Genomic DNA, 25,302 nt, shown 5'->3' with positions numbered 1-25,302 from the left:
TTTTTGTTGATGCAATCAGGCGCGGCGACGACGGCCACCACCGCGACGACTACCGGCTGCGCCACCGGCCTCGTCAGGTGATTTGTTGAACCGGATCCACTCGCCACCATGCGGGTCGTTGTTGGTCAGCAGGTTGGCAGCGCGGATGGCCTCCATCTCCTTACCGGCGCGCGGCTTGGTGGAGCCCAGGCCGAACATCTGAACGAACACCTCGTCATCCATGCCTTCGGGCAGGATGATGCCCGCCGCGGCAACGGCTTCTTTTTTCTCGGCAATCTTTGTCTGCGTCACTGGAAGTGCCACCGGGTTCATGATCGCCGAGGTCATGCCGGCACCCATAGCCATCGGCAGGAAGGCATTGTTGATGCCGTGGCGGTTCGGCAAGCCGAACGAGATGTTGGACGCGCCACAGGTGGTGTTCACGCCCAGCTCCTCGCGCAGGCGGCGGACCAGAGCAAACACCTGCTGACCGGCAGTTGCCATCGCGCCAATCGGCATGACCAGCGGGTCAACAACGATGTCATGCGCGGGGATGCCGAAATCGGCAGCGCGCTGAACGATCTTTTTGGCCACTTCGAAACGGACATCGGGGTCTTCCGATATGCCTGTGTCGTCGTTCGAGATCGCCACAACAGGAACGTTGTATTTTTTGACCAGCGGCAGAACCAGCTCCAGACGCTCTTCCTCACCTGTGACCGAGTTCAGCAGCGGGCGACCTTCCGCCGCCTCAAGACCCGCTTCCAGAGCACCGGGAACCGACGAGTCGATACACAGCGGAACTTCGACCAGACCCTGCACCAGCTCAACGATCTTGCGCATCAGTGGCGGTTCGGTCTCGTTCGGGTTGGGGTTCGAGTTGTAGACGACGCCCGCATTGATATCCAGAACGGTCGCGCCCGCCATCACCTGCGCCAGTGCATCCTTCTCGACGGTCGAGAAATCGCCTGCTTCCAGTTCGGCCGCCAGCTTTTTCCGACCGGTCGGGTTGATCCGCTCACCGATCACGCAGAACGGTTCGTCAAAGCCCAGGACGGCTGTTTTTGTTTTTGATTCTACGACTGTTCGGGTCATGTCCGTTCCTTAGGAGTTTGCAGGCTGCGCCGAGGCACCGCCGTTATTGATCGCCCAGTTGGCGTTGGTTTTGATCCCGCCCAGCGGGAAGAAGTGCACGTTGGTGATGTTGAAATCCGGGTTGGCCGCTTTGTGATTGGCCAATTCAGTCACAACATCGTTCGGCTCATAGGGCAGCAGAAGCTTCGACACATCCATAGCGCGCTTTTGCAGAACTTTCAGCGACGGGCCGACACCGCAGGCAATTGCGAACTTGATCAGGGTCTGCAGTTTGGCCGGACCGGCGATGCCGATGTGGATGGGCAGGTCGATCCCTGCCTCTTTCAGACTATCTGCCCAGGCGATGATCGGCTTGGCATCGAAGGCAAACTGGGTTGCCAGCGCCATCTCGGCATCCGTGGTCTCGTTAAATTTCTGTTTCCAGCGCAGGGCGTCATCGACATTCTTGGTGGACCCATCCGGATCGATGTCCTTGTTACCCTCAGGGTGGCCCGCAACATGAAGACGCTTGAACCCCGCCTTGTCAAACAGACCGGTTTCCATCAGCTGCATGGAACTGTCGAAATCGCCATGCGGTTTTGTCACGCCGCCGGCCAGCAACAGCGCCTGCTCGACGCCAGCCTCGCCCTGGTACATCGAAATCCAGTTGTCCAAGGTTGCCGCATCTTTGATGATCCGCGCCGGGAAGTGGGGCATGACAGGATAGCCTTCGGCCGCAATCCGCTTGGCTGTCTTGACCATGTCTTCAATCGGGGTGCCTTCGATATGGGCAATGTAGACGCGTGTGCCTTCGGGCAGCAGCGCGCGGAAATCCTCGACCTTTTCGGCGGTCCGCGGCATGACCTCGATCGAATAGCCTTGCAGGAAGGCTTCGACGGTCGGGTTCACAGGGCTGTTTTCGACCACATCACGTTTCTTGAAGTTCAGCAAAGCCATTGAGGCCTCCCATTAAGATTAGGGCTTATGCCCAACCGTCATTTGCGATCAGCGCTTTGATGCGGTCCTGATCGTATTCCTTTTCCAGACGCAGGGCCTCGGCCTCTGCTACTTCTGCCGGGTCGCCATCGACCGCAAAAGGCTCGGCCTTGCGCCATTCGGCCAGATAGGCATCACTGTCCTTGGCGTTTACCTTCATGGCGGCGCGGTCGATGGCCTGCTCGAACCGTTCTTCCAATTGCCGCTTCGCGCCGCGACGGCCTTTGCCGACGATGACCTGAGCGGGAATGTCGCGCCAGTACACGATGGTGACGTCAGGCATTACTGTGATTCCTCCTAACCCGATGGGCCGGTTCTAAACTTCAATGTGGGGATGGGTCGGTCGGTTTTCGACACCCGGCGCTTTTCAAGCGACGTTTTCGCCCACGGTGGCGTGGCGGGGTTTTAACCCGTCTCGCGGCGAAAACGCATACCAAAATTCTCATTGTCACTATGAGAGCGCTGCATAATGAACAAAAGCCCCGGACAGCATGACCCGCCCGAGGCTTTTTTCAACGCGTCTTGCCGGGGTTAACCGACCAGCCCGCCGTCTTCACGAGAAACCGCAATGATGGCAGAACGAGGAACCGAGTTTCCACCGTCGGGCCAGTGGCTATTGCCGTCTTCACCGGGGTGCTGAATACCAACAAACATGGTGCGGCGATCCGGCGACCAGCTGAGGCCAGTGATCTCACACTCGTTCGGGCCGACGAGGAAACGACGGATTTCACCGGTAACGGGGTCGCCTGCCAGCATCTGGTTGTTCCCCTGCCCTTCGAAGTCGCCCTCGTTGCTGTATTTGCCGTCGGTCTGGATCCACAGCAGACCGTTGCTGTCAAACTTCAGACCGTCGGGCGAGTTGAACATATTGTCGGCGTTGACATTGTCCGAGCCGCCATAAGCATCCTGATGCACGGTCGGGTTTCCGGCCAGTACATACAGGTCCCATTCGAAACCTGATGCGCCATGGTCTCCGCCTTCAGGACGCCAGCGCACGATCTGACCGTAGTTGTTCGCCTCGCGCGGATTCGGCCCATTGACCGAAGTGTCGTCGCCACCGGCATCCGGTTTGACACCGCGGTTCTTGTTGTTGGTCAGGCAGCAATAGACCTCGGGCGCGTTCGGATTGGCCGCAACCCATTCCGGGCGGTCCATAGTGGTCGCGCCCACGGCCGACGCTGCTTGCCGCGTATGGATGCAGATTTCGGCCTGCGACGCCAAACCGGTTGCTTCAGGTGTCAGGTCCAGCCACTCACCGGTCCCGTCATCGTTGAACTTTGCAACTGACAACGTACCGTTCTCAAGCAATGCATGCGTGTCCACCCCAGCGGCATAAACACCGTCCGAGACGAAGCGATACAGGAACTCACCCCGTTCATCATCACCCATGTAGACGACGACACGACCGTCATTGTTCACAATGGACTCGGCGTTTTCATGCTTGAACCGACCGAGCGCGGTCAGCTTGCGAGGGATCGAGGCCGGATCGGTTGGATCGATTTCGACTACATAGCCTGCGCGGTTCGGCTCGTTAGGGTTTTTCGAGACGTCGAAACGCTCGTCAATTCCGGCCCATCCGTATCCCCAATCCTTGGACGAAACGCCGTAGCGCTGAAGTTCGGCGCTGACTTCATGGTTTTCGTCCTCAGCCGAGAAGTAACCGTTAAAATTCTCTTCACAGGCCAAATACGTCCCCCATGGGGTCATGCCGTTGCCACAGTTGTTCCAGGTGCCCTTAGAGGTGGTACCTGTCGGATCAGCGGCAGTTTTCAACAGATCATGGCCCGCGGCAGGGCCGGTCAGCGACATGTCTGTCCGCGGCGTGACGCGGCGGTTATACGGGCTATCCCTGACGATGCCCCATTTGCCGTCGGCAGCAGCAATCTCGACCACCGTCACACCATGCGCCATCATGCCCTTGGCAACATCGTCATCCGAGGCGGCCTTGGCGTCCGGATTGTTTCCCCAAAGGATATCGCGATTGGTATATTCGTTGTTCACGACCAGCAGAACGTGCCCCTCGTGCAGAAACACATCCTGTCCGTCGGTGTTGTCACCAAATGCACGCTCCTGACTGGCGGCAGTTCCACGGGTTGCCGGATCGAATTCGGGCGCATCAGACCAAAGCGGATCGCCCCAGCGCACCAACACCTCGGCCTTGTAGCCCTGCGGCACGATGACGTCGTCGGCAGTTGACGCCGGAATCGCCTCGAACGCAAAACGATCTGCGGCTGCGCGCGCACCAGTCGGAAGCAGCGACCCAGCCAAAGCCGTGAAACTTCCTGTCGCCAATACGCCGCCCAGAAATCCCCGACGTGACAGGGCACGCTCAACGACGCGGTCAAACTCGCATTCCTCTGGGCGCGGGTTCACCATTTCATCGAATTCGTCAAAGGTCAGGACACGTTCATCTTTCATGGCAGGCTCCGTCTGCGGCTAATTGCAATCAAGAATCCCTCAACCGGGATCAAAGATCAAATCGCACCTCAGTATGAACCGCGTGTGACATCCAAACCAAATTTGAAATGGAAATCGCTTGCACGACGACGACGCCCCGCCTAGGGTCAAATCAACTCGAAAATCGGAGGGCGTTACGATGGCGCCCAAGCGTCCCAAAGGTGCGGGCGCGTTCCCGAAAGCGGTCGAAAGCCCCGCGCCGGCAAGACCCGATCCGGATGCCCTGTATGCGGCTCTGGATTTGGGAACAAATAGTTGCCGCATGTTGATAGCCCAGCCCAAGGGCAGCGGGTTTCATGTGGTTGACAGCTTCTCCAAGTCCGTGCAGCTGGGCGCGGGTCTGGAACGTACCGGACGTCTGTCGCGGGCGTCGATGGCACGCACCGTTCAGGCGCTGCGAATCTGTCAACAAAAGCTGAAACGGAACAAAGTGAAACGGATGCGTCTGATCGCAACCGAGGCCTGCCGCCGCGCCAAGAATTCCCGCGAATTCATCCGACAGGTCAAACGCGAAACCGGGCTGACGCTTGAAATCATCCAACCCGAAGAAGAAGCCCGTTTGGCGGTGATTTCCTGCGCCCCGCTGGTGTCCACCAAGACCGAACAGCTGTTGGTTGTCGATATTGGCGGCGGTTCGACCGAGCTGGTCTGGATCGACATCTCGTCCGTCCCTCGCCGTGACCGCCCGGCTGCGATCATGCGTTTGCATAACGGATTTCACACGGTCGACAGCCCTTTTCCGGCTGCAAAAGTTGTGGACTGGATCAGCGTGCCGCTGGGTGTTGCCACGTTGCGGGATCAGTTCAATGACGTCGAAAACGACGCGGCACGGTTTGCGTTGATGAGCTGGTTTTTCGAAGAAAACCTGGCCGATTTCGCACCTTACAAAGATGAACAGACCCGTGAAGGTTTTCAGATCGTTGGCACCAGCGGAACTGTCACAACGGTTGCGGCATCGCATCTGGGCCTCAAGCGGTATGACCGGACCAAAGTTGACGGGCTGCGCATGACCAGCGATCAGATTGACAAAGTCATACGCGGGTATTTAGAACTCGGCCCTCATGGGCGCCGCCGGGATCCTCGGATTGGTGAAGACCGGCAGGCCCTGATCATGTCCGGCTCGGCCATTTTGCAGGCATTGTTGCGCTGTTGGCCCACTGATCGCCTTTCCGTGGCAGATCGGGGGCTGCGCGAGGGCCTGCTTTATGCACAGATGAGCGCGGACGGGGTACTGGAAGACGGACCGTTCTGATGGCGAAGACACCAACTGGCAAAAACAACTCGGGGCGCGGGCAGCGTGACCTGAAGGTAAAAGTAAAGACCGCAAGGGGTCGCAAGCTGAGTTCGACCCGTTGGCTCGAACGGCAGTTGAACGACCCCTATGTCAAGCGCGCCCAGACCGAAGGATACCGTGGGCGCGCCGCGTATAAGATCTTGGAACTTGACGACAAGTTCCGCTTTCTCGTTCCCGGAGCACGGGTTGTTGATCTGGGGTGCGCGCCTGGTGGCTGGTGCCAGGTTGCAGTCAAACGGGTAAACGCGCTTGGCGAAAAGTCAGGAAAACGGGTCGGAACGGTGCTGGGTATCGACTTGCAGGAAGTGGAACCGGTTGCGGGTGCCGATACCCATGTTCTGGACTTCATGGAGGATGACGCCGACCAGAAGGTCAAAGACTGGCTGGGTGGCAAGGCGGATGTGGTAATGTCGGATATGGCCGCGGCGTCCTCGGGTCACAAGCAGACCGACCATCTTCGGATCATTGCACTGTGTGAAACTGCGGCCCATTTTGCGTTTGACGTGCTGGAAGAAGGTGGCACATTCGTAGCCAAGGTTCTTGCCGGCGGTGCCGAAGGCGATTTGCAAAAACTTCTGAAGCAGAAATTTCAGAAAGTGGCGCATGTGAAACCGCCCGCATCCCGTTCGGACAGTTCGGAAAAATTCGTTGTGGCAACCGGATTTCGCGGCTGAACTTAATCTTCCAACCGGATACGGTTCCCGGTTAGCCGTTGTTCGCGCAACGACGTGGCGGCCATACCCTGCAACATCAGTGTGTCCCCATGCGAAACATATACAGGCTCGCGATTGCGCAGCTCTTCAATGCGCTGCGCCAGCGTAGCAGGGTTCGGCCCGGTTGCTTTCTGTCTTGTTGACTCAGCGGACATGCATCACCTCAAAACAACAGTTCCGAAATGCTGTTAGCGTAAAATCTTGCCGTGAAGATGGAACAAATCGGGCAAGCCTGTGCCCGATCAGGGGCCCAGTTGTTGCAACAATTGCAGCAAGGCCGGGTCATCGGGCAACCTGATCAAGGCGTCGCGCAAGGCGATACGTGCGGCTTCCGGGCCGCTGTTGATCTGCGCCAGCTGTACCACCATGGGCCACGCTTCGGCGCGTTGAGGGTCCAGCGCGACAACCTCACGAAATGCCCGTTCGGCGGCCGGGGCGTTGCGCAGCGTCAACGCCATGCCCCCCAGAACCAGATGCGTTTCAGGGGCATCCAGCCTGTTCGAGATCGCCGCCTGCCACTCGGCCATCCCCTGCCCGGCCAGACCCTGTTGCTGAGGTGTCAGAGCTTGAGGAGGGATACTCAGAAATTCCTTGGCGGCGGCTATGCGAACGTTGCGAAAAGGATCAGACAAAAGGGGCTCTAACCTTTGGGCACGATCCGTTGGGCTCGCCTGACGCTGCAAGGCTGCTGCATTTGCGCGTATCAGCGGATCGTCTTCCTGCAACAGTGGCGCTGTATGCGCGGCAACCTCGGGCGAGCTGAAGGGTTGCAGCAAATACGCCGCTGTTGCGCGCACGATAGCGGGTTGCGAGGGTTCCATTGCGACAGCAATCAAACCCTCTGGCGTATTCAACTGACCATCGGCAGCAGCTTTGAATACCGTACCAAAATGCGCCCCTCGATTGGCTGTGTCAGGAAACCACCCTTTGATCCGGCTGGCAGCCCAGGCCTGATCCTTATTCTGGTGGCAATCAGTGCAGGCATCAGCCCCTAATCCCAGATCCGGTCGCGGCACGCGAAAGCTGTGATCCCGGCGACCGTCCACACCCATATATGTGCGTTCGATCATGTGGCAGCTTTTACACTGGGCCCCCGCGCTATCCATGACGTGATGATGGTGATTGGTTGTATCGTATTCCCTTTTCGCTAGCGTCGGGAAATCTGGGTTTCCGGCCGTGGAATGACATTGCGTGCAAATACCGTTGCCTTCGGTCTTCAACTGCGCGCTATGTGCCTCGTGGCAGTTCATGCATCCGACCCCTCGGGCATACATTTTGGATTGCAGGAATGAGCCGTAAACGTAGACCTCATCCAGTATCTGCCCGTCCGGATGATACGAACCGGGCCGCAACACAGCCAGGTTATAGGCATCATGATACGGGGTTCCCGGCAAAGGGTTTCCGTTGCCATGCGCCTCGCGCCGCGAATGACACCCTGCGCATTGCTGGATCTCGGTCTCGGTCTGGCCCTTGCCCCAGCTCATCGAGAAGCCTCTATCACTCAGCTCCTCGGCAACGCCCTGCCCTTTGGTCCAATCGATATGTGCCGATCCAGGTCCATGGCAGGCTTCGCAGCCAACACCAATCTCGGCCTGTTGGGAAGAGTATGTTCTGGATTGCGCGACGTAGTTCTTTTCAAACCCTGTGGCGTGACATTCGGCGCAGCGCGCGTTCCAGTTCTTGTAAGGGCCCGTCCAGTGCAGCCCGTCTTCTGGCGGCAGATCCTGATCGGGGTATAAGTGATACCAGCGCTTCTGCTCGGTATCCCAAACCACATCAAAACTTTGCAACCGCCCCGGTTCGGTTTCAAACAGATATTGCTGCAGAGGCGTGATCCCGACAACGGAATGCACATCATATGCCGTCGTCGCACCGTCTTTTTCCGTTACACGAGCTGTGAACCTGTCTGTCTGTCTTTCAAATTCAACTGTCATCCCGTTCTGTACGAACCGGGTTCCATCGAAATCGGCGTCCAGATGACCGTCGCCGACTTCCGTCCAGGCCAAGGCATGATGAGACGAAGCCCAGGCCTCAGCCTCGTGCTGATGGCAGTCCGAACATTGATCCGAGCCGACATACTCCGGTGACTGCGCCAGCCCTTCACTTGCGAAGATCAAGCAAGCCGCCAGAATGGCAAATCTCATTCCACATCTCCTTCGCCAGCGTTTCGCAGGTCGATCAACGCGCCATTGTATTCGGCGCCAAGGATCAGCATCGCAGAGCACAGATACAAGAAGATCAGCGCGGCCATTGCCCCGGCCAAACCGGCATATGTGGCACTGTAGGTGGCAAACTGGCTGATATAGACCGAAAACGCCCATCCACCGGCTGCCCACAAAACCAATGTCAAAATGACACCAGGCAGGATTTGGGTCAGGCTGTGCCTTCGGGTCGGCAGAATAAGATGTGCCAGCAGGACGGTGCCGGCCGGGATGGCCACAGTAAACGTCCAGCGCAGGCGATCTACGGACAGCCAGTCCGCAACCTGAGCTTCGGTATGCTCTGCCACCAGTTTCGTGTAGACCGGCAGAACCACCTCGAGCGTTGCAATAACAAGGATTGCCGAACCGCCAAGGATAACCAGGACCAGACACAAAAGCCGGGTTTTCCAAAAAGGCCAACTGTCCTGATCGTGATAGGCCTGATTCATCGCTGCGCGTACTGCAGCAACCCCGTTGGAGGCAAAGTAGATCGCAAGCAGGCCACCCAGCGTAATCACGCCCGACCCCGCCCCGGCCAGAACCGCACGCAATTCGGCCACGATCGGGTCCGCAACATCCTTGGGCCATGCCCCGAATAGCAGATCAATCAACTCATCAGTGACATAGTCCTGTGACAATGCCCCGGCCAGCGCCACGGTGAACAACACAAAGGGAAACAGGGCCATCATCAGCGACATGGCGACGTGGCTGCTCATGACAGGTCCGTTTTTCCTGACGAACCGGCGAAGTGCCAGCCATAACGCCTGAAGCGGGCGGCCAAACGGGGGATTCGTAGGCTTTGTCATCCTGCAACCCTAACCTGCCGAAATAAAACACAGAACCCGTCATCGCTATCAAAGTGACAATTGCCGATCTGCAAACGGCTGACTGCATTGCTAAAAACGGATTGCAGGTGCAGGATTAGGTAAAGACAGGCGATCACCAGCCTACGTAAGAACAGATAAACAGGATACTGAATGATCCCGGATCAGGAAGATTTCACGGCTCGCCCCAGGCTAAAACTGTCTGTTGTCCGCGACACCTGCATCATCGCGACGCTGATAGTGTTGGGGCTTTATGCCGGGGCGAACTTCCTGATCCCTCTTGCCATGGCGCTGTTGGTCAACGTTCTGATCATAGCGTTAAGCGACCGCGTTACCGCGCTGACCCGCGCTCCGGTCTGGTTGGCCAATATCGCCGGAGTGACCGTCGTTCTGGTAGGATTGTTCATGATCATGTACGTGCTGGGCAGTCAGGCAACGCAGTTTGCACGGTCCGTCAGCACGTACGAAAACCAGTTCGACGGGGCGGTTGAGCGCATAACCGGTCTTGTCGGCAACGACGTCACCACTTTCATCCGCGACAATCTGGTCAGCATCGACATGACCTATGTCGCACGCCTGTTGTTGGGCAGCGCTACGTCCCTGCTAAACCAGTTCTTTCTGATCAGCCTCTATGTCGCGTTCCTGATGGCCGAGCGTCTGGCCTTTCGCAAGAAAATTCAACTGGCGGCTGGCGACCCCCAAACCGGCGCGGATTTTGCGACCATGCTTGATGCCATATCGATCAGCCTGCAACGATATGTTGGGGTTAAGACGCTGATCAGCCTGATCACAGCAGGCATCAGTTATTTTGTATTCAGGGTCCTTGGTTTGGAATATGCGGAAACCTGGGCCGTTTTGACCTTTGCTCTGAACTTCATTCCCTCGATCGGGTCGATTATAGCGGTGTTTTTTCCGGCCATGATCGCACTTGTTCAGTTTGATACGATCGTTCCGTTTCTGATCATCTTGTTTGGGTGCGGCACCCTTCAATTCCTGATCGGTAACTTCCTTGATCCGGCCATGCTGGGCCGTTCGCTGAACATGTCGACATTCCTTGTCATTCTGGCGTTGACCTTCTGGACAACAGTCTGGGGCCTGATCGGTGCTTTCCTCAGCGTACCGCTGACGGTCTGCATCCTGATCGTGTTCAGCCACATCCCCGCTTTGCGCCCGGTTGCAATCCTGATGTCTCTGGACGGCCAATTGGGCGAGGAGGACAGTCAGGCGCGTGCGAAAAACTGAACCGCGGCGTGGCGTAGGCTTAAGTTCGTCGGGTACGGTACACAGCGGCCAGCCTGTCCGCGTATATTGGACCGCATGCCGGTGTCGCTACCCGAAACCTCAGGTCTGACAACTGGCTATCAATGCGCCCCGATCCAGCAGTCGAACCCGGCCATACCCCAGTTCGATTAACCCCAAATCCACAAGCCGGTGAAGGTTCCTGTGCAAAGTCGGTTGCGATACAGCAATCATCACCGCCAGATCGTCTTGGGAAACTTCAATCCAGCCCTCGGTTTTCGAGGTTCCTTCGTCCAAGTGAAGCAACCTCAGGACCAGCCGCTTTTCCGTTCCCGTCACGGCCAGATTTGCCATGATGCGCAAAGCGGTTCGCATATTCTCATGCGTTAACGCATAGAAATCCCGGATGTAGTCAGGATTGTTCTGAATCAATCGCGAGATGCTCAGGTTAGGGAAGAACAAGGCTTGAGTGGCTTGCGTCGTGACAACACTGACCAGTCGCAATGCACCTGCAAACAATGCAAGATCGCCAATCCAGAACCCAGCGCCATCGCGGTGCAAAACAAACTCCTGACCGTCATCCGCGGGGGCCGTTATCTGCACACCACCGCTGAGAATCGCGTAGATTCCATTTGCCGGATCACCGTAGTGGTACAGCGTCTCTCCTGCTTCTACCGATTTCGCTATGCCAAGGGCTGCCAAATCGGCCTGAAACTCTGACGAGCGTTCACTGAACCATCCGGTGTTTCGTAATAGCGGCAGATTATTCATTTTGTCTCACATTTGTACTTTGAGATATAATCATATGATGAGTTTCCGACGCAAGAACTGACCTATGATGAAAACGTTCGATTCCCAGAATCTGATATTTTCGACATGGGAATCAACACATTGCTGCCGTGTTGTTCATGCGTTTGAACGCCGGAGATTTAATTTTCCAAGGGTCACTAAGATCCTATCAGATCAGGAGCAAACCATGTTACCTCCATGTTCGCCATCTGGCACCTGGCGCAGTAACTTGCGCCGACTTGCCGTGGTAACCGCCACGTTGACACTGGCCATTCCCGCTTGGGCGCAGGACCAGAAACCGAATATCCTTGTGATCTGGGGCGACGATGTTGGTCAGTCTAACATCTCGGCCTACACGCGGGGTCTGATGGGGTATCAGACACCCAATATCGACCGCATCGCCGAAGAAGGCATGATGTTCACGGATTACTACGGTGAGCAGTCGTGCACGGCCGGGCGATCATCTTTCATCATGGGGCAATCCGTTTTCCGCACGGGCCTGTCCAAAGTTGGCCTGCCAGGCGCTAAGGAAGGTATGCAGATCGAAGACCCGACCATTGCGGGACTTCTTAAAGCAGAAGGCTATGCCACAGGTCAGTTCGGAAAAAACCACCTGGGCGACCGGGATGAACATCTGCCGACAAACCACGGTTTTGACGAATTTTTTGGTAATCTTTACCACCTCAATGCCGAGGAAGAGCCGGAAAACATTGACTATCCCAATGATGCTGTTCTGCCCGATGGCAGAACCTTTCGGCAAGCTTTCGGACCGCGCGGTGTGATCAAGTCGGCAGCAGGTGGTGAGATCGAGGATACCGGCCCGCTGACCAAGAAGCGCATGGAAACGGTCGACGATGAAACCGCGGCGGCAGCGATTGAATTCATCCGCAAACAAGAGGAAAGCGGTACACCGTGGTTCGTCTGGTGGTCAGGCACCCGGATGCATTTCCGCACGCATGTTTCCGAAGAGAAATGGGCAAAAGCCAATGAAATCGTCGGCAAGCAGGTGGATGAGTATACGGCTGGCATGATCGAACACGATATGCATATCGGTGACTTCCTGACTGCGCTGGACGAGCTGGGCATTGCCGACAAAACCATCGTGTTTTACTCGACTGACAATGGTCCGCACATGAATACGTGGCCAGATGCCGCGATGACACCGTTCTGGGGTGAGAAAAACACCCAATGGGAAGGTGCATGGCGCGTACCTGCCATGGTTCGGTGGCCCGGCAAAATTGCCGAAGGCGCTGTGTCGAACGAGATCGTGCACCATATGGATTGGTTGCCGACATTTCTGGCTGCAGCTGGCAACGAAACCGTGAAAGAAGATCTTCTGGAAGGTGTCACCGTGGCCGAAGTTGGCGGCGGGCGTGACTATCGGGTGCATCTGGATGGCTACAACATCTTGCCGTTGCTGACCGGCGAAACAGACGAGAGCCCGCGCAGGGAAATCTTCTATTTCACGGACGATGGTGACCTTGCGGCACTGCGCTTCGGTGATTGGAAAATCACCTTCCTTGAACAGAAGGCATGGGCGACCTTGCGCGCCTGGATGGAGCCACTGACCCCTCTGCGCGTGCCATTGATCACCAACCTGCGACGCGACCCATACGAGCGTGGCTATCGCACATCGAACACCTACTATGACTGGATGCTCGACCGTGCCTACATGCTGGTACCTGCGCAGGCCTATGTCGCGCAGTTCCTTGAAACCTTCAAGGAATACCCACCCCGACAGGAAGCGGCGAGCTTCAGCCTCGACAAGGTGATGGAGAAGCTGACGTCACCTCCGGGCGCACCGTGAACCTGGCCGTTTGATCCAAGAAACAGCAAAGCCGGAGTCCCGATATCGGGGCCCCGGCGCTTCTCATTGGCGGTTGAAAATTGAGGAATAATCCGTGCGTCTGATTTTGATATTGTGCAGTGTGCTAGGAGCGACGGTCGCCATCGCCGACCCCTTGCCCTCTTGGAACAATTTAGAATCCAAAGCGAAAATCGTTTCGTTTATTGATGAAGTAACCGACCCTGCCTCAGCTCATTACGTGACGCCGGATGACCGGATCGCCGTATTCGACAATGACGGAACGCTTTGGGCCGAACAGCCCGTGTATTTCCAGTTTGTTTTTGCCATGGACCGACTGGCCGATCTGGCCGATCAGGACCCGTCGATCCTGACAACGCCTGCACTGGAAGCTGCTGCAAAGGGTGATCTTGCGGCCGTTCTTGAAGGCGGGCATGAGGCGCTGATCGAAGTTGTCAACGCCTCGCATTCGGGCACCAGCGTCGATGACTTTCAGGCAGGTGTTGCGCAATGGCTGGAAACCGAACGCCACCCTGGCACCGGCCTGCCCTATGACCAAATGACCTACCAACCGATGGTAGAGTTGCTGCGTTATCTACGTGATGAAGGTTTCAAGACCTACATCGTATCCGGTGGCGGCATTCATTTCATGCGCGTCTTCGCCGAGGATGCCTATGGTATCCCGCCGGAACAGATATTGGGAAGTTACGCAGACAGCACCTATAAGGTGATCGACAGCAGCCCGACGATTATCAAGGCGCCGGGGTTAGCCTTCATCGACGACAAGGAAGGCAAGCCGATCAACATCGAACGCACGATTGGCAGACGCCCGATTCTGGCCGCAGGCAATTCGGACGGAGATTTCGCTATGCTGGATTGGACAACGTCGGGTGATGGCCCGCGTTTGGGAATTCTGATCCACCACACGGACGCGGAACGCGAATGGGCCTACGACCGCGAAAGTCCGATCGGAAAGCTGGCAGACGGGCTGGATCAGGGTCCTGACAAGGGATGGATCATCGTCGATATGGCGCAAGACTGGTCGCGCATCTACACTGGGGAAAACTGAACGGCCCGAAAGACGTAAGACCCCATGTGGACAGCGCTGGTATCTATCTTTGTATTCACGTTGTACGTGGCTGCATTTGTGTTTTCGATCCGAGCGGCGCAAACCGCGCGGACACCGCAAGGTGCAGTTGGTTGGGTGGTCTTTTTGGTGTCAGCACCTTTCCTGGCGGTGCCATTGTACCTTTTTCTGGGGCACCATCGCTTTCACGGATATCGCATCGCGCGCCAGAAAAGTGAGCGGGTTGTTGAAGGGATCAAAACCTTTGCCGATTATTCAAGGCCCGACCCCTCCTCAATGTCCATCAATCCGCGCCCGTTCGAGTTTCTGGCGCATCTCCCTGTGTCCAGCGGAAACGGTGCCCGGCTACTGGTTGACGGGCACGCCACATTCGACGCCATTTTCGACGCCATCGACAAGGCCAAGAACTATATCCTCATTCAATTCTACATTATCAGAGACGATACGCTTGGCCGCAAACTGCAATCCAAACTGATCGAGGCGACGAAGCGTGGGGTTCACGTCCGTTTCATGACCGATGCAGTCGGCAGTTATGGTTTGCCGCGCGCGTATCTGGATACCATGCGTGAAGCCGGGATTGATGTCGCCGACCCTCGTCAGCAACGCGGCCCGAATTTCCGGTTTCAACTGAATTACCGAAACCACCGCAAAACTGTCATTATCGATGGCGAGACAGGCTTTATCGGTGGCCACAATGTAGGCGAGGAATATCTGGGCAAACACCCGCATTTCGGCCACTGGCGCGACACTCACATAATGATGTCCGGTCATGTCGTCCGGCAATTACAGCTAATCTTCACCGAAGATTGGCATTGGGCGCATAACGAAGACCTGATTGATGAACTTGACTGGGCAGGCAGTGAATCCGAACAGAACATGAATGCCCTGCTGGTCGCGACCGGGCCCGGAGATGAAACCGAAACTGGTGCCATGATGTTCTTTGCGGCAATCGCCGAGGCAAAAGAACGGTTGTGGATTGCGTCGCCTTACTTCGTACCCGACATCGATGTCATGACAGCGCTGCAACATGCCGCGATGCGCGGGGTGGATGTACGCATCCTTGTTCCTGACATGATCGACCATCGCCTGCCCTGGCTGGCCGCGTTTGCCTATTTCGATGAAATCCGCGACTGCGGCGTGCGCGTGTTCCGCTATACTGGTGGGTTCATGCATCAAAAGGCGTTCGTTGTCGACGAGACGCTGGCCGCTGTTGGAACAACAAACCTCGACAACCGATCCTTCCGCCTGAACTTCGAAGCCATGGCGCTGTTCTTTGATGCCCGGGCCGCACAGGCCGTCGACCAGATGCTGCAAGAAGATTTCGAAACCAGTTACGAATTGACCCGCAGGTTGAGTCAACAACCGGCCCACATCCGCTTTGGTGCGCCGCTGGCGCGGTTGTTTGCTCCGATCCTTTAGGAAAAGAACCTCTCCTGAAAGACGCGTGTCATCAATGCGACCAGATACGCGGTCGACAATCCAAACGCCAACAGCCCGGTGACCGAGGCAAACGAGCCGAAAATGCGCAGCCCTTCACCCAGAACAATGTCGCCGTATCCGAGCGTCGTAAACGTCACCAACGAGAAATAGATGGCCGAGTTCCAGTCCGGCAGAACATTCAGCAATACCCAGACGATAGCCCAGATCCAGACCTGAATGGTGTGCGTTGCGATAATGAAGCCCAAGGCAACGGCAATTGGCCCCGCGGTTGCCACAAACACCCCGCGTGTGACCCATCTTTTGTCCATCTTGATTATGGACATCGTGCACCAGGTCAGAAAGAGAATCTCGATCAGGATGCAGATACCCAGAAAGGTACTGCCCCAAACGATCTGATGCAGCAACGTCATGTATTTACACCCTGATATTCGATCACGAACTGTCAAGGCACAATGACCTTTCAAAACGCAAGGCACAACCCCGCCACCGGATAAGTCAGCCTGCGGCGAAAGGAACCGGAGTAAGGTCTGCACTGGACAGTTGGGAAGTCCAACGCACATCCTGTGCAAAAAGGGCGCTTCATGCTGTTGATCATCGACCGAGTTCAGAAAACCTACCCCGGCGGGCGACCCGTTCTGCGCGACGTGTCTCTGGCACTGGATCAGGGACAAACGCTTGCACTGACCGGTGAAAGCGGCTGTGGAAAAAGCACTTTGCTGAACCTGGCCGCCGCACTGGACAGTTTCGACGGTGGAGAAATCACGCTGGATGGCACGCCGCTATCCCCTTTGGATGATGCGGGCCGAGCCGAGTTGCGGCGCAGTAAGGTTTCGCTGGTGTTCCAGCAGTTCAACCTGATCCCATCGCTGACCGTGGGGCAAAACCTGTCCTTTTATGCCCGCCTTGCAGGTACCGAGGATGTCAATTGGTCTGGGCAACTGGCCGAACGGCTTGGGCTTTTGGATCTGCTGGACCGCTACCCCGAAAGCTTGTCAGGCGGGCAACAACAGCGGGTGGCCATCGGACGCGCCATGGCAGCGCGCCCGAAACTGTTGCTGGCGGACGAGCCGACGGGCAATCTTGACGAAACCGCCAGCGCCAAGGTGCTGGACCTGATGCTGTCACTTGTGTCTGATACCGGCGCAGCTTTGCTGCTGGTGACGCATTCCCCGCAGATCGCGGACCGACTGGACACGCACCTACGCCTGAGCGGCGGGTGCATACAATGACATTTGCCGTCGTCCAGGCCCTGCTGTCCCATTGGCGGGTGCATTGGTTGCAACTGGCAACGCTGCTGATCGGTATCGCCCTGGCAACTGGTCTGTGGTCCGCTGTACAGGCCATCAATGCCGAGGCCCGCGCCAGCTATTCCCGTGCCAACGCCCAACTGGCACTTGGGCAGTTTGACGAATTGCGCGATCCAGCCGGTTTCATCCCCATGTCCCGTTATGTCGACCTGCGTCGCGCAGGATGGCAGGTGGCCGCCGTACTGGAAGGCCCTTATCGGGTCGCTGGACGTACGTTACGTTTGATGGGCGTGGATATGGTGGCCTATCCCGCCCTGCCCGCAGTTACCGAGGCCCAGCAAAGCGATGCGCCGCCCGACCCGGCGGACATATTGACTGCTCCGGGCCGCCTGCTGGTTTCGACAGAGTTGGAGCACTTGTTGCGCGGTCACGATACTCTGCCCCCAGTTCTCAGTACCTCTGCACTACCACCAGATGTGATCCTGACGGATATCGGCGTTGCCGAACGTCTTCTGAATCAGCCCGGTGCAATCTCGCGGCTCATTATACTGCCTGATCAACCCCGCGGGCTTCATCCCCTGACCGCGATCGCGCCAGAGCTGGAACGCATCAGCCCCTCACAAAAGATCGACACTGCTCAGCTGACCGACAGTTTTCATCTGAACCTGTCAGCCTTTGGATTGCTGTCCTTTGCGGTCGGCCTTTTTATCGTGAACGGCACGGTCGGGCTGGCCTTTGCACAACGCAGAGGCATCATCCGTACCCTGCGGGCATTGGGTGTTTCGATGCGATTGTTGGTCTGGCTGATCCTTGCCGAGCTGACTTTTCTGGCCCTGATCGGTGGGCTTGTCGGGTTGCTTTTGGGCTTCTTTCTGGCCGGAGCACTTCTGCCTGATGTCGCAGCCACGTTGCGTGGCCTTTACGGCGCACCAGTAACAGGGCAACTGACGCTGCAACTGCAATGGGTTTTGGCAGGGATCGCCATGGCAGTCTTTGGCACTTTACTGGCCAGCGGTCACGCATTGTGGCGCCTGTCGCGTATGCCCCTGCTGGCAAGTCCGGGCGTTCAAGCATGGCGGGGCGACCCCCGCGCGCGCCATCTTGCGGCGGTATTAGGTCTGATCATGATCCTGGGTGGCGGTTTGGCCTATGTCACTTTCGGGGGGCTGATCGCCGGGTTTGCCCTGTTGGCTGGCTTGCTAACCGGTTCAGCGCTGATGTTGCCTGCGCTTTTGTCTCTAACGCTTTCACTCTGCGGCCGCGCGGCGCGGGGGCCTGTTGCCCAATGGGTTTGGGCAGATATGCGGGCACAATTGCCCGGATTGTCACTTGCCCTGATGGCCCTGTTGCTGGCCTTGGCAGCGAATGTCGGCGTAGGCACAATGGTATCCAGTTTCCGGCTGACATTCGTCGGGTGGCTGGACCAGCGCCTGACCTCAGAACTCTACCTGACTGCCAGCGACGACGATCAGGGGCGGGAAATCACCGATTGGCTGCGCCCTCAGGTCGAAGCCATTCTGCCAATCCGAAATGTGGAATTGTCGCACGAGACGGGGCCTCTGTTTCTTTACGGTATCGTGGATGATCCGGTCTATCGGCAGAACTGGCCAGTGATCACCTCCACGCCGAATGCATGGGATGACGTCATGGCCGGGCGTGCGGTTCTGATCAACGAACAGCTTGCCCGACGTGCCGACCTTTGGCCCGAGGATGTACTTGCCTTATTGCCGGACCACATCCTGACCATCGCCGGGGTTTATTCGGATTATGGAAATCCTACTGGGCAAGCCATCGTCTCGATGGACCAACTGGACTGGGTCGCGCCGGGTGCGGAAAACCGCCGCTTTGGCATTCGTCTAAACACCGAAAAAGCAACGGAAATGGCGCAAACCCTGAGGGAACGGTTCAACCTTCCACGTCAGGCTGTCGTGCAGCAAGCCGCAATGAAGGCGCAGTCGCTTGCGATATTTGAGAAGACCTTTGTCGTGACCTCGGCTTTGAATGTGCTGACCCTCGGCGTGGCGGGATTTGCCATTCTCACCAGTCTGCTGACCCTGTGGACCCAGCGCCTGCCACAGATCGCACCGGTCTGGGCGCTGGGGCTAAACAGGGTGCAACTTGCGGGGTTGGAACTGTTGCGTAGCCTTTTGCTGGCGGCGTTGACCGCCTGTCTGGCGCTGCCACTTGGGCTTGTTCTGGCTTGGGTTCTGCTGACGGTGATCAACGTTCAGGCCTTTGGTTGGCGCCTGCCGATGTTCGTGTTCCCATGGGATTGGCTGTGGTTGTTCCTGTTGACCCTTCTTGCCGCCCTGCTTGCCGCCACCCTGCCTGCGCTACGGATGCTCCGCCTGCCACCCGCCGATCTGCTGAGAGTGTTCGCCAATGAACGTTAGGATCCTCCTGTTCCTTCTATTGTGGCTCTACCCAATACCACTATGGGCGCAGGGCTATGCAGGTCTCGGCGGGTCGGCCGAAGGCTTTGACGTGCCATCAGCCGGGTATGAGTTTGAATTCCCAATGGATCACGGCCCACATCCGGCCTACCGCGTCGAATGGTGGTATCTGACCGCCAATCTCCAAGGGGACGACGGCCTGGACTATGGCATTCAATGGACCCTATTCCGGTCAGCCCTGAAACCCTATGACAGCGACGGGTGGCAAAGTCCGCAACTTTGGATGGGTCATGCTGCTGTTACGACCCCCAAGGATCATTTTTTTACCGAGCGATTGTCACGCGGGGGGATTGGCCAGGCCGGTGTAACCGCACAACCGTTTGAGGCCTGGATTGATGAATGGCGCATGGCCGGATCGGATCTGGACAGCCTGTCGCTTACAGCAAATGGTGAAGACTTCGGCTATGATCTTTCTCTGACTGCGCAAGGGCCATTGGTTCTTCACGGCAACGCGGGCTATTCGGTCAAATCCGCTGATGGACAGGCGAGTTACTATTACTCACAGCCCTTCTATACAGTCGAAGGCGTGCTGCATTTGCCGGATAGTGAAGTCCGTGTAACCGGTCAGGGCTGGCTGGATCGGGAATGGTCCTCACAACCTTTGGCGACGGATCAGAGGGGCTGGGATTGGTTCTCGCTCAGCTTTGAGGACGGCGACAAACTGATGGCTTTTCGCCTGCGCGGGGATCGTGGCGATTTCACCTCGGCCACCTGGGTCAATTCAGACGGCAGTACTGAGGCCATCCCCAACGGCTCAATCAACCTCTTGCCGCTGAGTACCGATAAGGTCGCCGGACGCAATATCCCGACACACTGGCACGTCAATCTTCCGGACCGGGGCATAGACATTCAGGTCTCAGCCCTCACACCTGATGCGTGGATGGGAACCAGTTTCGAATACTGGGAAGGTCCTGTCACCGTAACCGGCAGCCAAAAAGGCGCTGGCTATCTTGAGATGACAGGCTACTGAACCCACCCGATATTCGTTCACGACCGGCGACGCGATCTTTTGCGCGCTGGAGGATCAGTCAGCGTACGACATACACCGAAACGTTGGAATGCCGAACCACACGCGCGGCATTCGGACCAAGCAGGTAGTCCTTCAAATCCGGCTTATGCGCGCCGATCACGATCAGATCGGAACCCGCGTTTTCGGCGGTTTTCAGGATCTCCTGATAGGCTGTACCTGTCGCAACCACATGCCGGATACTTTCATTGCGCTCCGCCCCCAATGCTGAAATGCACAACGCCGTCAGTTTGGCTTGCGCCTCTGCCAACGCCTTTTCGTGAAAATCGGATTCAAAGAACCCGGACACCCAGCTTTCCCCAAAATCGGGCAGCACAGTCACGACATCCAACTGTGCCCCCTCCAGATCCGCCAAAGCTGCGGCTTTTTGCAAGACCGGAGCATCAATCTCGCCATTGCTGATATCAATGGCACACAGAACAGAACGTGTCATGCGGGCACCCCTTGTCTGGCGGCACGGCCGCGTTGCAGGAACGCGATAAGACCCAAGAAGATCATCGCTGGGATATACACCAGCTGCTTGGGCAGCTGTTCGGACGGTAAGCTGACCGAGGCCAGGCGTACGGGTTCATCGCCATAGTAGTCAAAGATGCCCAGATCGTCGGCGACCGGCGTGCCAAACAGCGGCTCGTCAAGCTTGATCAGCCCGTCCTCAGGAACCAGCAGCAGGCCCATCGCCTCAATCCGTGCAGCACCTCCTTCTTCGTCGCCCACAGTGACAACAACAGTTGTGTCCACCATCTCGAGCGTATCGAAATCGGGGCCCGCAACGACCAGGCGTACATCTGTTCCCGGTGGTGTCTGACCAATGGTTTCTTCGAATGCAGCGGGTTCAACTGATTTGAACGGAGGCGAGATACGATCCATGAAAAAGTCTGGTCGGAATAGGGCAAATGCCACCAGAACGAGCGCGACACTTTCATAGATACGGCTCCGGGTCAGGAAATACCCCATCGTGCCCGCCGTGAAGACCAGAATCGCTATGGTCGCAAAAACGGCCACCGTGATCCCTTCAAGCCATGTAACGTCGATCAAAAGAAGATCAGTGTTGAAGATGAACACGAAAGGCAGTGCCACAGTGCGCAGGCTGTAGAAGAACGCCGTGAAGCCGGTTTTGATCGCATCACCGCCCGACACGGCAGCAGCCGCGAAACTTGCAAGCCCAACGGGCGGTGTAACATCGGCCATGATCCCGAAGTAAAACACAAACAGGTGTACAGCGATCAGCGGTACAATCAGCCCGCTTTGCGCGCCCAGCTCAACGACTACCCCGGCCATCAACGAACTGACAACGATATAGTTCGCCGTGGTCGGCAGACCCATGCCCAGAATCAGACTTAGCAGCCCAACCATAACCAGCATCAGGATAAGATTGCCTCCCGACAGGAACTCTACCAGATCAGCCATAACCTGACCTACGCCCGTCAAGGTCACCGTGCCTACGATCACGCCCGCAGTGGCGGTTGCCAGCGCGATACCGATCATGTTCCGCGCGCCATCAATCAACCCTTGCCACAGGTCAGCGACGCCATCGACAAAGGTGTTCTTGAGATTGCTCTGCCCCCGGAAAAGAGCCTTGAGCGGTTTCTGCGTCAACAGGATTACGAACAGCAGGGCGGTCGCCCAGAACGCCGACAGTCCCGGCGATTTTTGTTCGATCATCAGGAAGTAAACCAGAACGATGATCGGCAGAAGGTAATGCAAACCTGCCTTATAAATATCAGCGATAACAGGAAGCGTGACCTCTTTTGCATTCGGGTCGTCCGGCTCAAGGTCCGGCACCTGAGCGGCCAGATAAAGCAATCCGACATAAATCGCGCAGACGATCAGGCTCAGCACAAGGCCTGCTGCAGACGGAACCCAGCTCGTTACAGCATCGACCGGGAATTGCGAGCCATAACAAAGCCCTGCAAACACCAGGAAGAAAGCCAACATACCCACAACGGTTCGCGCCAGATGCACGTCACGGTCACCTAAAGTCGGCATGTTCCGCTTCACGGCTTCCAAATGCACGATATAGACCAGCGCGATGTAAGAAATCGCTGCTGGCAGGAACGCGTGGGTAATCACCTCGACATACGAAATGCCCACATATTCCACCATCAGGAACGCCGCAGCACCCATCACAGGTGGCATGATCTGACCGTTGACCGATGAGGCCACTTCGACCGATCCGGCTTGTTCACTGCTAAAGCCCACACGCTTCATCAGCGGAATGGTGAATGTCCCGGTTGTCACAACGTTGGCAATCGACGAGCCCGAGATCAGGCCGGTTGCAGCGGAACCAACGACGGCCGCTTTCGCCGGACCACCACGCAGGTGTCCGAGTGCACCAAAGGCCATCTTGATGAAATAGTTCCCTGCCCCTGCCTTATCCAGCAGCGCACCAAACAGCACGAACAGGAACACGAATTTGGTGGAAACGCCCAAGGCGATGCCAAACACGCCCTCCGACGTGATCCACATATGGCTCATGGCCTTTTTCAGACTTGCACCCTTCCATCGGATTACTTCCGGCACCCATTCGGATGCGCCAAAGAAGACATAGGCCAAAAAAATCGTCGCGATAATTGCCATGGCCGGGCCGAGCGCTCGACGCGCCGCCTCGAACAAAAGTAGCAACCCAAGCAACGCGACCCATTTGTCCGTATCGTCGGCCAAACCGCCCGCATTTACGATCTTGTCATAGAAAAAATAGCCATAAAGCGCGACGAACGCACCGACCAAGCCCATGATCCAATCCTGAACCGGAATATAGCCGCGCGGGCTGGATTTCAGAGCGGGGTAAGCCGCAAAGGCCAGAAACAGAGCGAAGGCAAGGTGGAATTGCCGCGCATTGTTTACCACGCTGCCCGGCAACACGTAGTTTGCGAGCGGCGACGCCAGGATAACCTGAAAAATCGACCAAATCGCGGCTACAATCGCCAGGAAGACACCTACATTCCCGACCGGATTACGCCCGCCCGCGTCAGATGATGCGACCAGATCCTGAAGCTCTTCTTCGGAAAGCGGACGATTGGATTGAGTGTCGGAATTCATTAAATGTCTCCCCGTCGCGGCCATTTTGACCTTCTGATTCACCTGCTTGGTACAGGCGTTGTGCAGGGCGCCCCAAAAGCACCCTGCGTCAGGACTGGTTTACTGAATCCAGCCTTTTTCTTTGTAATACTTCTCGGCACCCGGATGCAGCGGCGCCGACAGGCCATCTGCGATCATCTCTTCGGGCTTGAGGTTGGCAAACGCCGGATGCAGCTTTTTGAAGTCTTCGAAGTTTTCAAAGACCGAGCTGACCACCGCATATACCGCGTCTTCCGACACATCTGCCGAAGTTACGAAAGTCGCGCCTACGCCGAATGTCTGGGTGTCGCCGTCAGAACCACGATACATGCCACCGGGGATGGTTGCAGTGCGGTAGAACGAATTGTCATTGACCAGCTTGTCCACGGCTTCACCGCTGACATTCACCAGAACCGAGTCACAGGCTGTGGTGGCTTCCTGAATCGAACCCGACGGGTGACCAACGGTATAAACCATAGCATCGATCTGGTTGTCGCAAAGGGCAGCCGATTGTTCAGCCGCTTTCAGCTCTGTCGCCAGTTCGAAATCATCGGTGGTCCAGCCCATTTCGCTCAGAAGAACTTCCATGGTGCCCCGCTGACCGGAACCGGGGTTCCCGATGTTCACGCGCTTGCCTTTCAGGTCTTCAAAGTTTGTGATGCCCGCATCGGCGCGGGCCACAACCGTAAATGGCTCGGGGTGGACCGAGAACACGGCACGCAGCTTTTCGAAGGGACCTGCCTCTTCAAATTTAGAGGAGCCGTTATACGCGTGATACTGCCAGTCGGACTGGGCAACGCCGAATTCCAGCTCGCCTTCGCGAATGGTGTTGATGTTGTAGACCGAGCCACCGGTCGATTCGACCGAGCAGCGCACGCCGTGCTCTTTCCGGCCCTTGTTCACCAGACGGCAGATCGCGCCACCTGTCGGATAGTAAACACCGGTCACGCCGCCGGTACCAATTGTAATGAACTCTTCGGCATAGGCCGCCGGAGCCAACATGGCTGCGGTTACAAACGCGCCGAGGCTCAATTTGCTGCTGTTTTTCATTTCAATACTCCCACATATTTTTGTCTGGCAGTTGGAATTCAAATCGATGACCTGCCCATGAAACTGTGCCGATAACGATGATCGGCACGCCTCACAGCAGGTGCAACCTGTTGAATTTTCCAGTTTCTCCCAACCCCTTTGAGGGTTCATCCAGATACTTTCAATGTCAAGGCCAGCGCCGGCCTGACTCGCATCAATCCGCATATATGAGCGTAATTTTTGAATTTTCCCCTCTGGCACACAGGAAAACCCGCCTGATCGGTCTACTTTATCTTTGCGTCCATTTTTGTTCAGGTTTGTTCAACAGCGGATCGTATACGGCACCCTCATCCGGGATGAGGGTGATACCAGAGGCAGGAAAAGAACCAGACCAGAACGAAGAATTGAGAGTTAAGTGCCCAAGCACTCGATAATCCCGAATAGAAAAAACAGGAAGCAGGTTCCCCTAACCCCCTGTTTTTACTTTGGTACCCAAGGCCGGACTCGAACCGGCACGGTATCACTACCGGGGGATTTTGAATCCCCTGCGTCTACCATTCCGCCACTTGGGCCACGGACACTGGATTAGCGCCCA

Annotated in this window: 21 protein-coding genes and 1 tRNA gene; 9 read left to right on the top strand and 13 right to left on the bottom strand. The window is 56.8% G+C overall.

The annotated features are described in order from the left end of the window. Nucleotides 1-15: 15 nt before the first annotated feature. The 4 genes from I9188_RS02515 to I9188_RS02500 all read right to left on the bottom strand — a co-directional run bounded on the left by I9188_RS02515 (nt 16) and on the right by I9188_RS02500 (nt 4,464). Nucleotides 16-1,071 (bottom strand): methyltetrahydrofolate cobalamin methyltransferase, encoded by a 1,056-nt coding sequence (locus tag I9188_RS02515; RefSeq protein WP_209503863.1) that lies wholly within the window; start codon nt 1,069-1,071, stop codon nt 16-18. Between the two features lie 9 nt (nt 1,072-1,080). Beyond that, nucleotides 1,081-2,007, bottom strand: a complete 927-nt coding sequence (locus I9188_RS02510; protein WP_209503862.1) for a methylenetetrahydrofolate reductase — start codon at nt 2,005-2,007, stop codon at nt 1,081-1,083. A gap of 25 nt (nt 2,008-2,032) precedes the next feature. After that, nucleotides 2,033-2,329 carry a virulence factor gene (locus tag I9188_RS02505; protein ID WP_209503861.1) on the bottom strand — a complete coding sequence of 99 codons (297 nt, stop codon included), beginning with the start codon at nt 2,327-2,329 and terminating at the stop codon, nt 2,033-2,035. A gap of 248 nt (nt 2,330-2,577) precedes the next feature. Further along, nucleotides 2,578-4,464: a PhoX family phosphatase gene (locus tag I9188_RS02500; RefSeq protein WP_209503860.1), complete on the bottom strand. Its 1,887-nt coding sequence runs from the start codon at nt 4,462-4,464 to the stop codon at nt 2,578-2,580. A gap of 178 nt (nt 4,465-4,642) precedes the next feature. On the opposite strand from I9188_RS02500, the gene I9188_RS02495 reads away from it, so the two are divergent. Together I9188_RS02495 and I9188_RS02490 are read left to right on the top strand one after the other, a co-directional pair. Then, nucleotides 4,643-5,755, top strand: a complete 1,113-nt coding sequence (locus I9188_RS02495) for a Ppx/GppA phosphatase family protein (protein WP_209503859.1) — start codon at nt 4,643-4,645, stop codon at nt 5,753-5,755. Continuing rightward, entirely contained in the window at nt 5,755-6,471 is a 717-nt protein-coding gene (locus I9188_RS02490) for an RlmE family RNA methyltransferase (RefSeq protein ID WP_209503858.1), read from the top strand. Before I9188_RS02495 ends, I9188_RS02490 begins: the two co-directional genes overlap by 1 nt. A gap of 2 nt (nt 6,472-6,473) precedes the next feature. Here I9188_RS02490 and I9188_RS02485 read toward each other — a convergent pair whose 3' ends face one another. The 3 genes from I9188_RS02485 to I9188_RS02475 form a co-directional block, all read right to left on the bottom strand. Next, nucleotides 6,474-6,665 (bottom strand): hypothetical protein, encoded by a 192-nt coding sequence (locus tag I9188_RS02485; protein ID WP_209503857.1) that lies wholly within the window; start codon nt 6,663-6,665, stop codon nt 6,474-6,476. Nucleotides 6,666-6,752: 87 nt separating this feature from the next. Next, entirely contained in the window at nt 6,753-8,654 is a 1,902-nt protein-coding gene (locus I9188_RS02480; RefSeq protein WP_209503856.1) for a multiheme c-type cytochrome, read from the bottom strand. Beyond that, entirely contained in the window at nt 8,651-9,517 is an 867-nt protein-coding gene (locus I9188_RS02475; protein WP_209503855.1) for a YihY/virulence factor BrkB family protein, read from the bottom strand. The genes I9188_RS02480 and I9188_RS02475 overlap by 4 nt, the downstream gene beginning before the upstream one ends. Nucleotides 9,518-9,688: 171 nt before the next feature. Here I9188_RS02475 and I9188_RS02470 point away from each other — a divergent pair, with 171 nt between their 5' ends. Next, the gene (locus I9188_RS02470; RefSeq protein WP_209503854.1) at nt 9,689-10,777 is read left to right on the top strand and encodes an AI-2E family transporter; all 1,089 of its coding nucleotides are present in this window, start codon (nt 9,689-9,691) and stop codon (nt 10,775-10,777) included. Between the two features lie 99 nt (nt 10,778-10,876). Here I9188_RS02470 and I9188_RS02465 read toward each other — a convergent pair whose 3' ends face one another. Next, the gene (locus I9188_RS02465) at nt 10,877-11,545 is read right to left on the bottom strand and encodes a Crp/Fnr family transcriptional regulator (RefSeq protein ID WP_209503853.1); all 669 of its coding nucleotides are present in this window, start codon (nt 11,543-11,545) and stop codon (nt 10,877-10,879) included. A 205-nt stretch (nt 11,546-11,750) separates the two neighbouring features. On the opposite strand from I9188_RS02465, the gene I9188_RS02460 reads away from it, so the two are divergent. The 3 genes from I9188_RS02460 (at nt 11,751) to cls (ending at nt 15,873) form a co-directional block, all read left to right on the top strand. Beyond that, nucleotides 11,751-13,370 (top strand): arylsulfatase, encoded by a 1,620-nt coding sequence (locus tag I9188_RS02460; protein ID WP_209503852.1) that lies wholly within the window; start codon nt 11,751-11,753, stop codon nt 13,368-13,370. A 94-nt stretch (nt 13,371-13,464) separates the two neighbouring features. After that, nucleotides 13,465-14,436, top strand: coding sequence for an HAD family hydrolase (locus tag I9188_RS02455; RefSeq protein ID WP_209503851.1), 972 nt, complete (start codon nt 13,465-13,467; stop codon nt 14,434-14,436). Nucleotides 14,437-14,460: 24 nt separating this feature from the next. After that, complete coding sequence (gene cls, locus I9188_RS02450; RefSeq protein WP_209503850.1) at nt 14,461-15,873, top strand: cardiolipin synthase; 1,413 nt, start codon at nt 14,461-14,463, stop codon at nt 15,871-15,873. Here cls and I9188_RS02445 read toward each other — a convergent pair. Further along, a complete protein-coding gene (locus tag I9188_RS02445) occupies nt 15,870-16,304 on the bottom strand; it encodes an ion channel (protein ID WP_209503849.1) in 435 nt (144 codons plus the stop codon). The two genes, cls and I9188_RS02445, sit on opposite strands and share 4 nt — an antisense overlap. Nucleotides 16,305-16,475: 171 nt before the next feature. Between I9188_RS02445 and I9188_RS02440 the strand changes: the two genes are divergently transcribed. Genes I9188_RS02440 through I9188_RS02430 form a run of 3 tightly spaced genes read left to right on the top strand, consistent with a single transcriptional unit; the run spans nt 16,476 to nt 20,564 of the window. Then, complete coding sequence (locus tag I9188_RS02440) at nt 16,476-17,123, top strand: ABC transporter ATP-binding protein (RefSeq protein ID WP_209503848.1); 648 nt, start codon at nt 16,476-16,478, stop codon at nt 17,121-17,123. Beyond that, entirely contained in the window at nt 17,120-19,534 is a 2,415-nt protein-coding gene (locus I9188_RS02435; protein ID WP_209503847.1) for an FtsX-like permease family protein, read from the top strand. The genes I9188_RS02440 and I9188_RS02435 overlap by 4 nt, the downstream gene beginning before the upstream one ends. Next, complete coding sequence (locus I9188_RS02430) at nt 19,524-20,564, top strand: lipocalin-like domain-containing protein (RefSeq protein WP_209503846.1); 1,041 nt, start codon at nt 19,524-19,526, stop codon at nt 20,562-20,564. The genes I9188_RS02435 and I9188_RS02430 overlap by 11 nt, the downstream gene beginning before the upstream one ends. A gap of 58 nt (nt 20,565-20,622) precedes the next feature. On the opposite strand, the gene I9188_RS02425 is transcribed toward I9188_RS02430, so the two are convergent. The 4 genes from I9188_RS02425 to I9188_RS02410 form a co-directional block, all read right to left on the bottom strand. Then, the gene (locus I9188_RS02425) at nt 20,623-21,054 is read right to left on the bottom strand and encodes a universal stress protein (RefSeq protein WP_209503845.1); all 432 of its coding nucleotides are present in this window, start codon (nt 21,052-21,054) and stop codon (nt 20,623-20,625) included. Next, nucleotides 21,051-23,660, bottom strand: a complete 2,610-nt coding sequence (locus I9188_RS02420; protein WP_209503844.1) for a TRAP transporter permease — start codon at nt 23,658-23,660, stop codon at nt 21,051-21,053. The genes I9188_RS02425 and I9188_RS02420 overlap by 4 nt, the downstream gene beginning before the upstream one ends. 99 nt (nt 23,661-23,759) lie before the next feature. Further along, a complete protein-coding gene (locus I9188_RS02415) occupies nt 23,760-24,728 on the bottom strand; it encodes a TAXI family TRAP transporter solute-binding subunit (RefSeq protein ID WP_209503843.1) in 969 nt (322 codons plus the stop codon). Nucleotides 24,729-25,193: 465 nt separating this feature from the next. Then, a tRNA-Leu gene (locus tag I9188_RS02410) sits at nt 25,194-25,279 on the bottom strand. Nucleotides 25,280-25,302: the final 23 nt, after the last annotated feature.

Source organism: Ruegeria sp. HKCCSA071, from assembly GCF_017872555.1.
Lineage (GTDB): Bacteria > Pseudomonadota > Alphaproteobacteria > Rhodobacterales > Rhodobacteraceae > Ruegeria.
This window is presented reverse-complemented; position numbering and strand designations above follow the sequence as displayed.

Excerpts from the sequence above, each read along its gene's own strand:
- I9188_RS02415 (WP_209503843.1), bottom strand. The coding sequence starts at position 24,728 with ATGAAAAACAGCAGCAAATTGAGCCTCGGCGCGTTTGTAACCGCAGCC.
- I9188_RS02500 (WP_209503860.1), bottom strand. The coding sequence starts at position 4,464 with ATGAAAGATGAACGTGTCCTGACCTTTGACGAATTCGATGAAATGGTG.
- I9188_RS02515 (WP_209503863.1), bottom strand. The coding sequence starts at position 1,071 with ATGACCCGAACAGTCGTAGAATCAAAAACAAAAACAGCCGTCCTGGGC.
- cls (WP_209503850.1), top strand. The coding sequence starts at position 14,461 with ATGTGGACAGCGCTGGTATCTATCTTTGTATTCACGTTGTACGTGGCT.
- I9188_RS02495 (WP_209503859.1), top strand. The coding sequence starts at position 4,643 with ATGGCGCCCAAGCGTCCCAAAGGTGCGGGCGCGTTCCCGAAAGCGGTC.
- I9188_RS02505 (WP_209503861.1), bottom strand. The coding sequence starts at position 2,329 with ATGCCTGACGTCACCATCGTGTACTGGCGCGACATTCCCGCTCAGGTC.
- I9188_RS02510 (WP_209503862.1), bottom strand. The coding sequence starts at position 2,007 with ATGGCTTTGCTGAACTTCAAGAAACGTGATGTGGTCGAAAACAGCCCT.
- I9188_RS02485 (WP_209503857.1), bottom strand. The coding sequence starts at position 6,665 with ATGTCCGCTGAGTCAACAAGACAGAAAGCAACCGGGCCGAACCCTGCT.
- I9188_RS02460 (WP_209503852.1), top strand. The coding sequence starts at position 11,751 with ATGTTACCTCCATGTTCGCCATCTGGCACCTGGCGCAGTAACTTGCGC.
- I9188_RS02475 (WP_209503855.1), bottom strand. The coding sequence starts at position 9,517 with ATGACAAAGCCTACGAATCCCCCGTTTGGCCGCCCGCTTCAGGCGTTA.
- I9188_RS02465 (WP_209503853.1), bottom strand. The coding sequence starts at position 11,545 with ATGAATAATCTGCCGCTATTACGAAACACCGGATGGTTCAGTGAACGC.
- I9188_RS02470 (WP_209503854.1), top strand. The coding sequence starts at position 9,689 with ATGATCCCGGATCAGGAAGATTTCACGGCTCGCCCCAGGCTAAAACTG.
- I9188_RS02425 (WP_209503845.1), bottom strand. The coding sequence starts at position 21,054 with ATGACACGTTCTGTTCTGTGTGCCATTGATATCAGCAATGGCGAGATT.
- I9188_RS02480 (WP_209503856.1), bottom strand. The coding sequence starts at position 8,654 with ATGAGATTTGCCATTCTGGCGGCTTGCTTGATCTTCGCAAGTGAAGGG.
- I9188_RS02435 (WP_209503847.1), top strand. The coding sequence starts at position 17,120 with ATGACATTTGCCGTCGTCCAGGCCCTGCTGTCCCATTGGCGGGTGCAT.
- I9188_RS02490 (WP_209503858.1), top strand. The coding sequence starts at position 5,755 with ATGGCGAAGACACCAACTGGCAAAAACAACTCGGGGCGCGGGCAGCGT.
- I9188_RS02430 (WP_209503846.1), top strand. The coding sequence starts at position 19,524 with ATGAACGTTAGGATCCTCCTGTTCCTTCTATTGTGGCTCTACCCAATA.
- I9188_RS02440 (WP_209503848.1), top strand. The coding sequence starts at position 16,476 with ATGCTGTTGATCATCGACCGAGTTCAGAAAACCTACCCCGGCGGGCGA.
- I9188_RS02420 (WP_209503844.1), bottom strand. The coding sequence starts at position 23,660 with ATGAATTCCGACACTCAATCCAATCGTCCGCTTTCCGAAGAAGAGCTT.
- I9188_RS02445 (WP_209503849.1), bottom strand. The coding sequence starts at position 16,304 with ATGACGTTGCTGCATCAGATCGTTTGGGGCAGTACCTTTCTGGGTATC.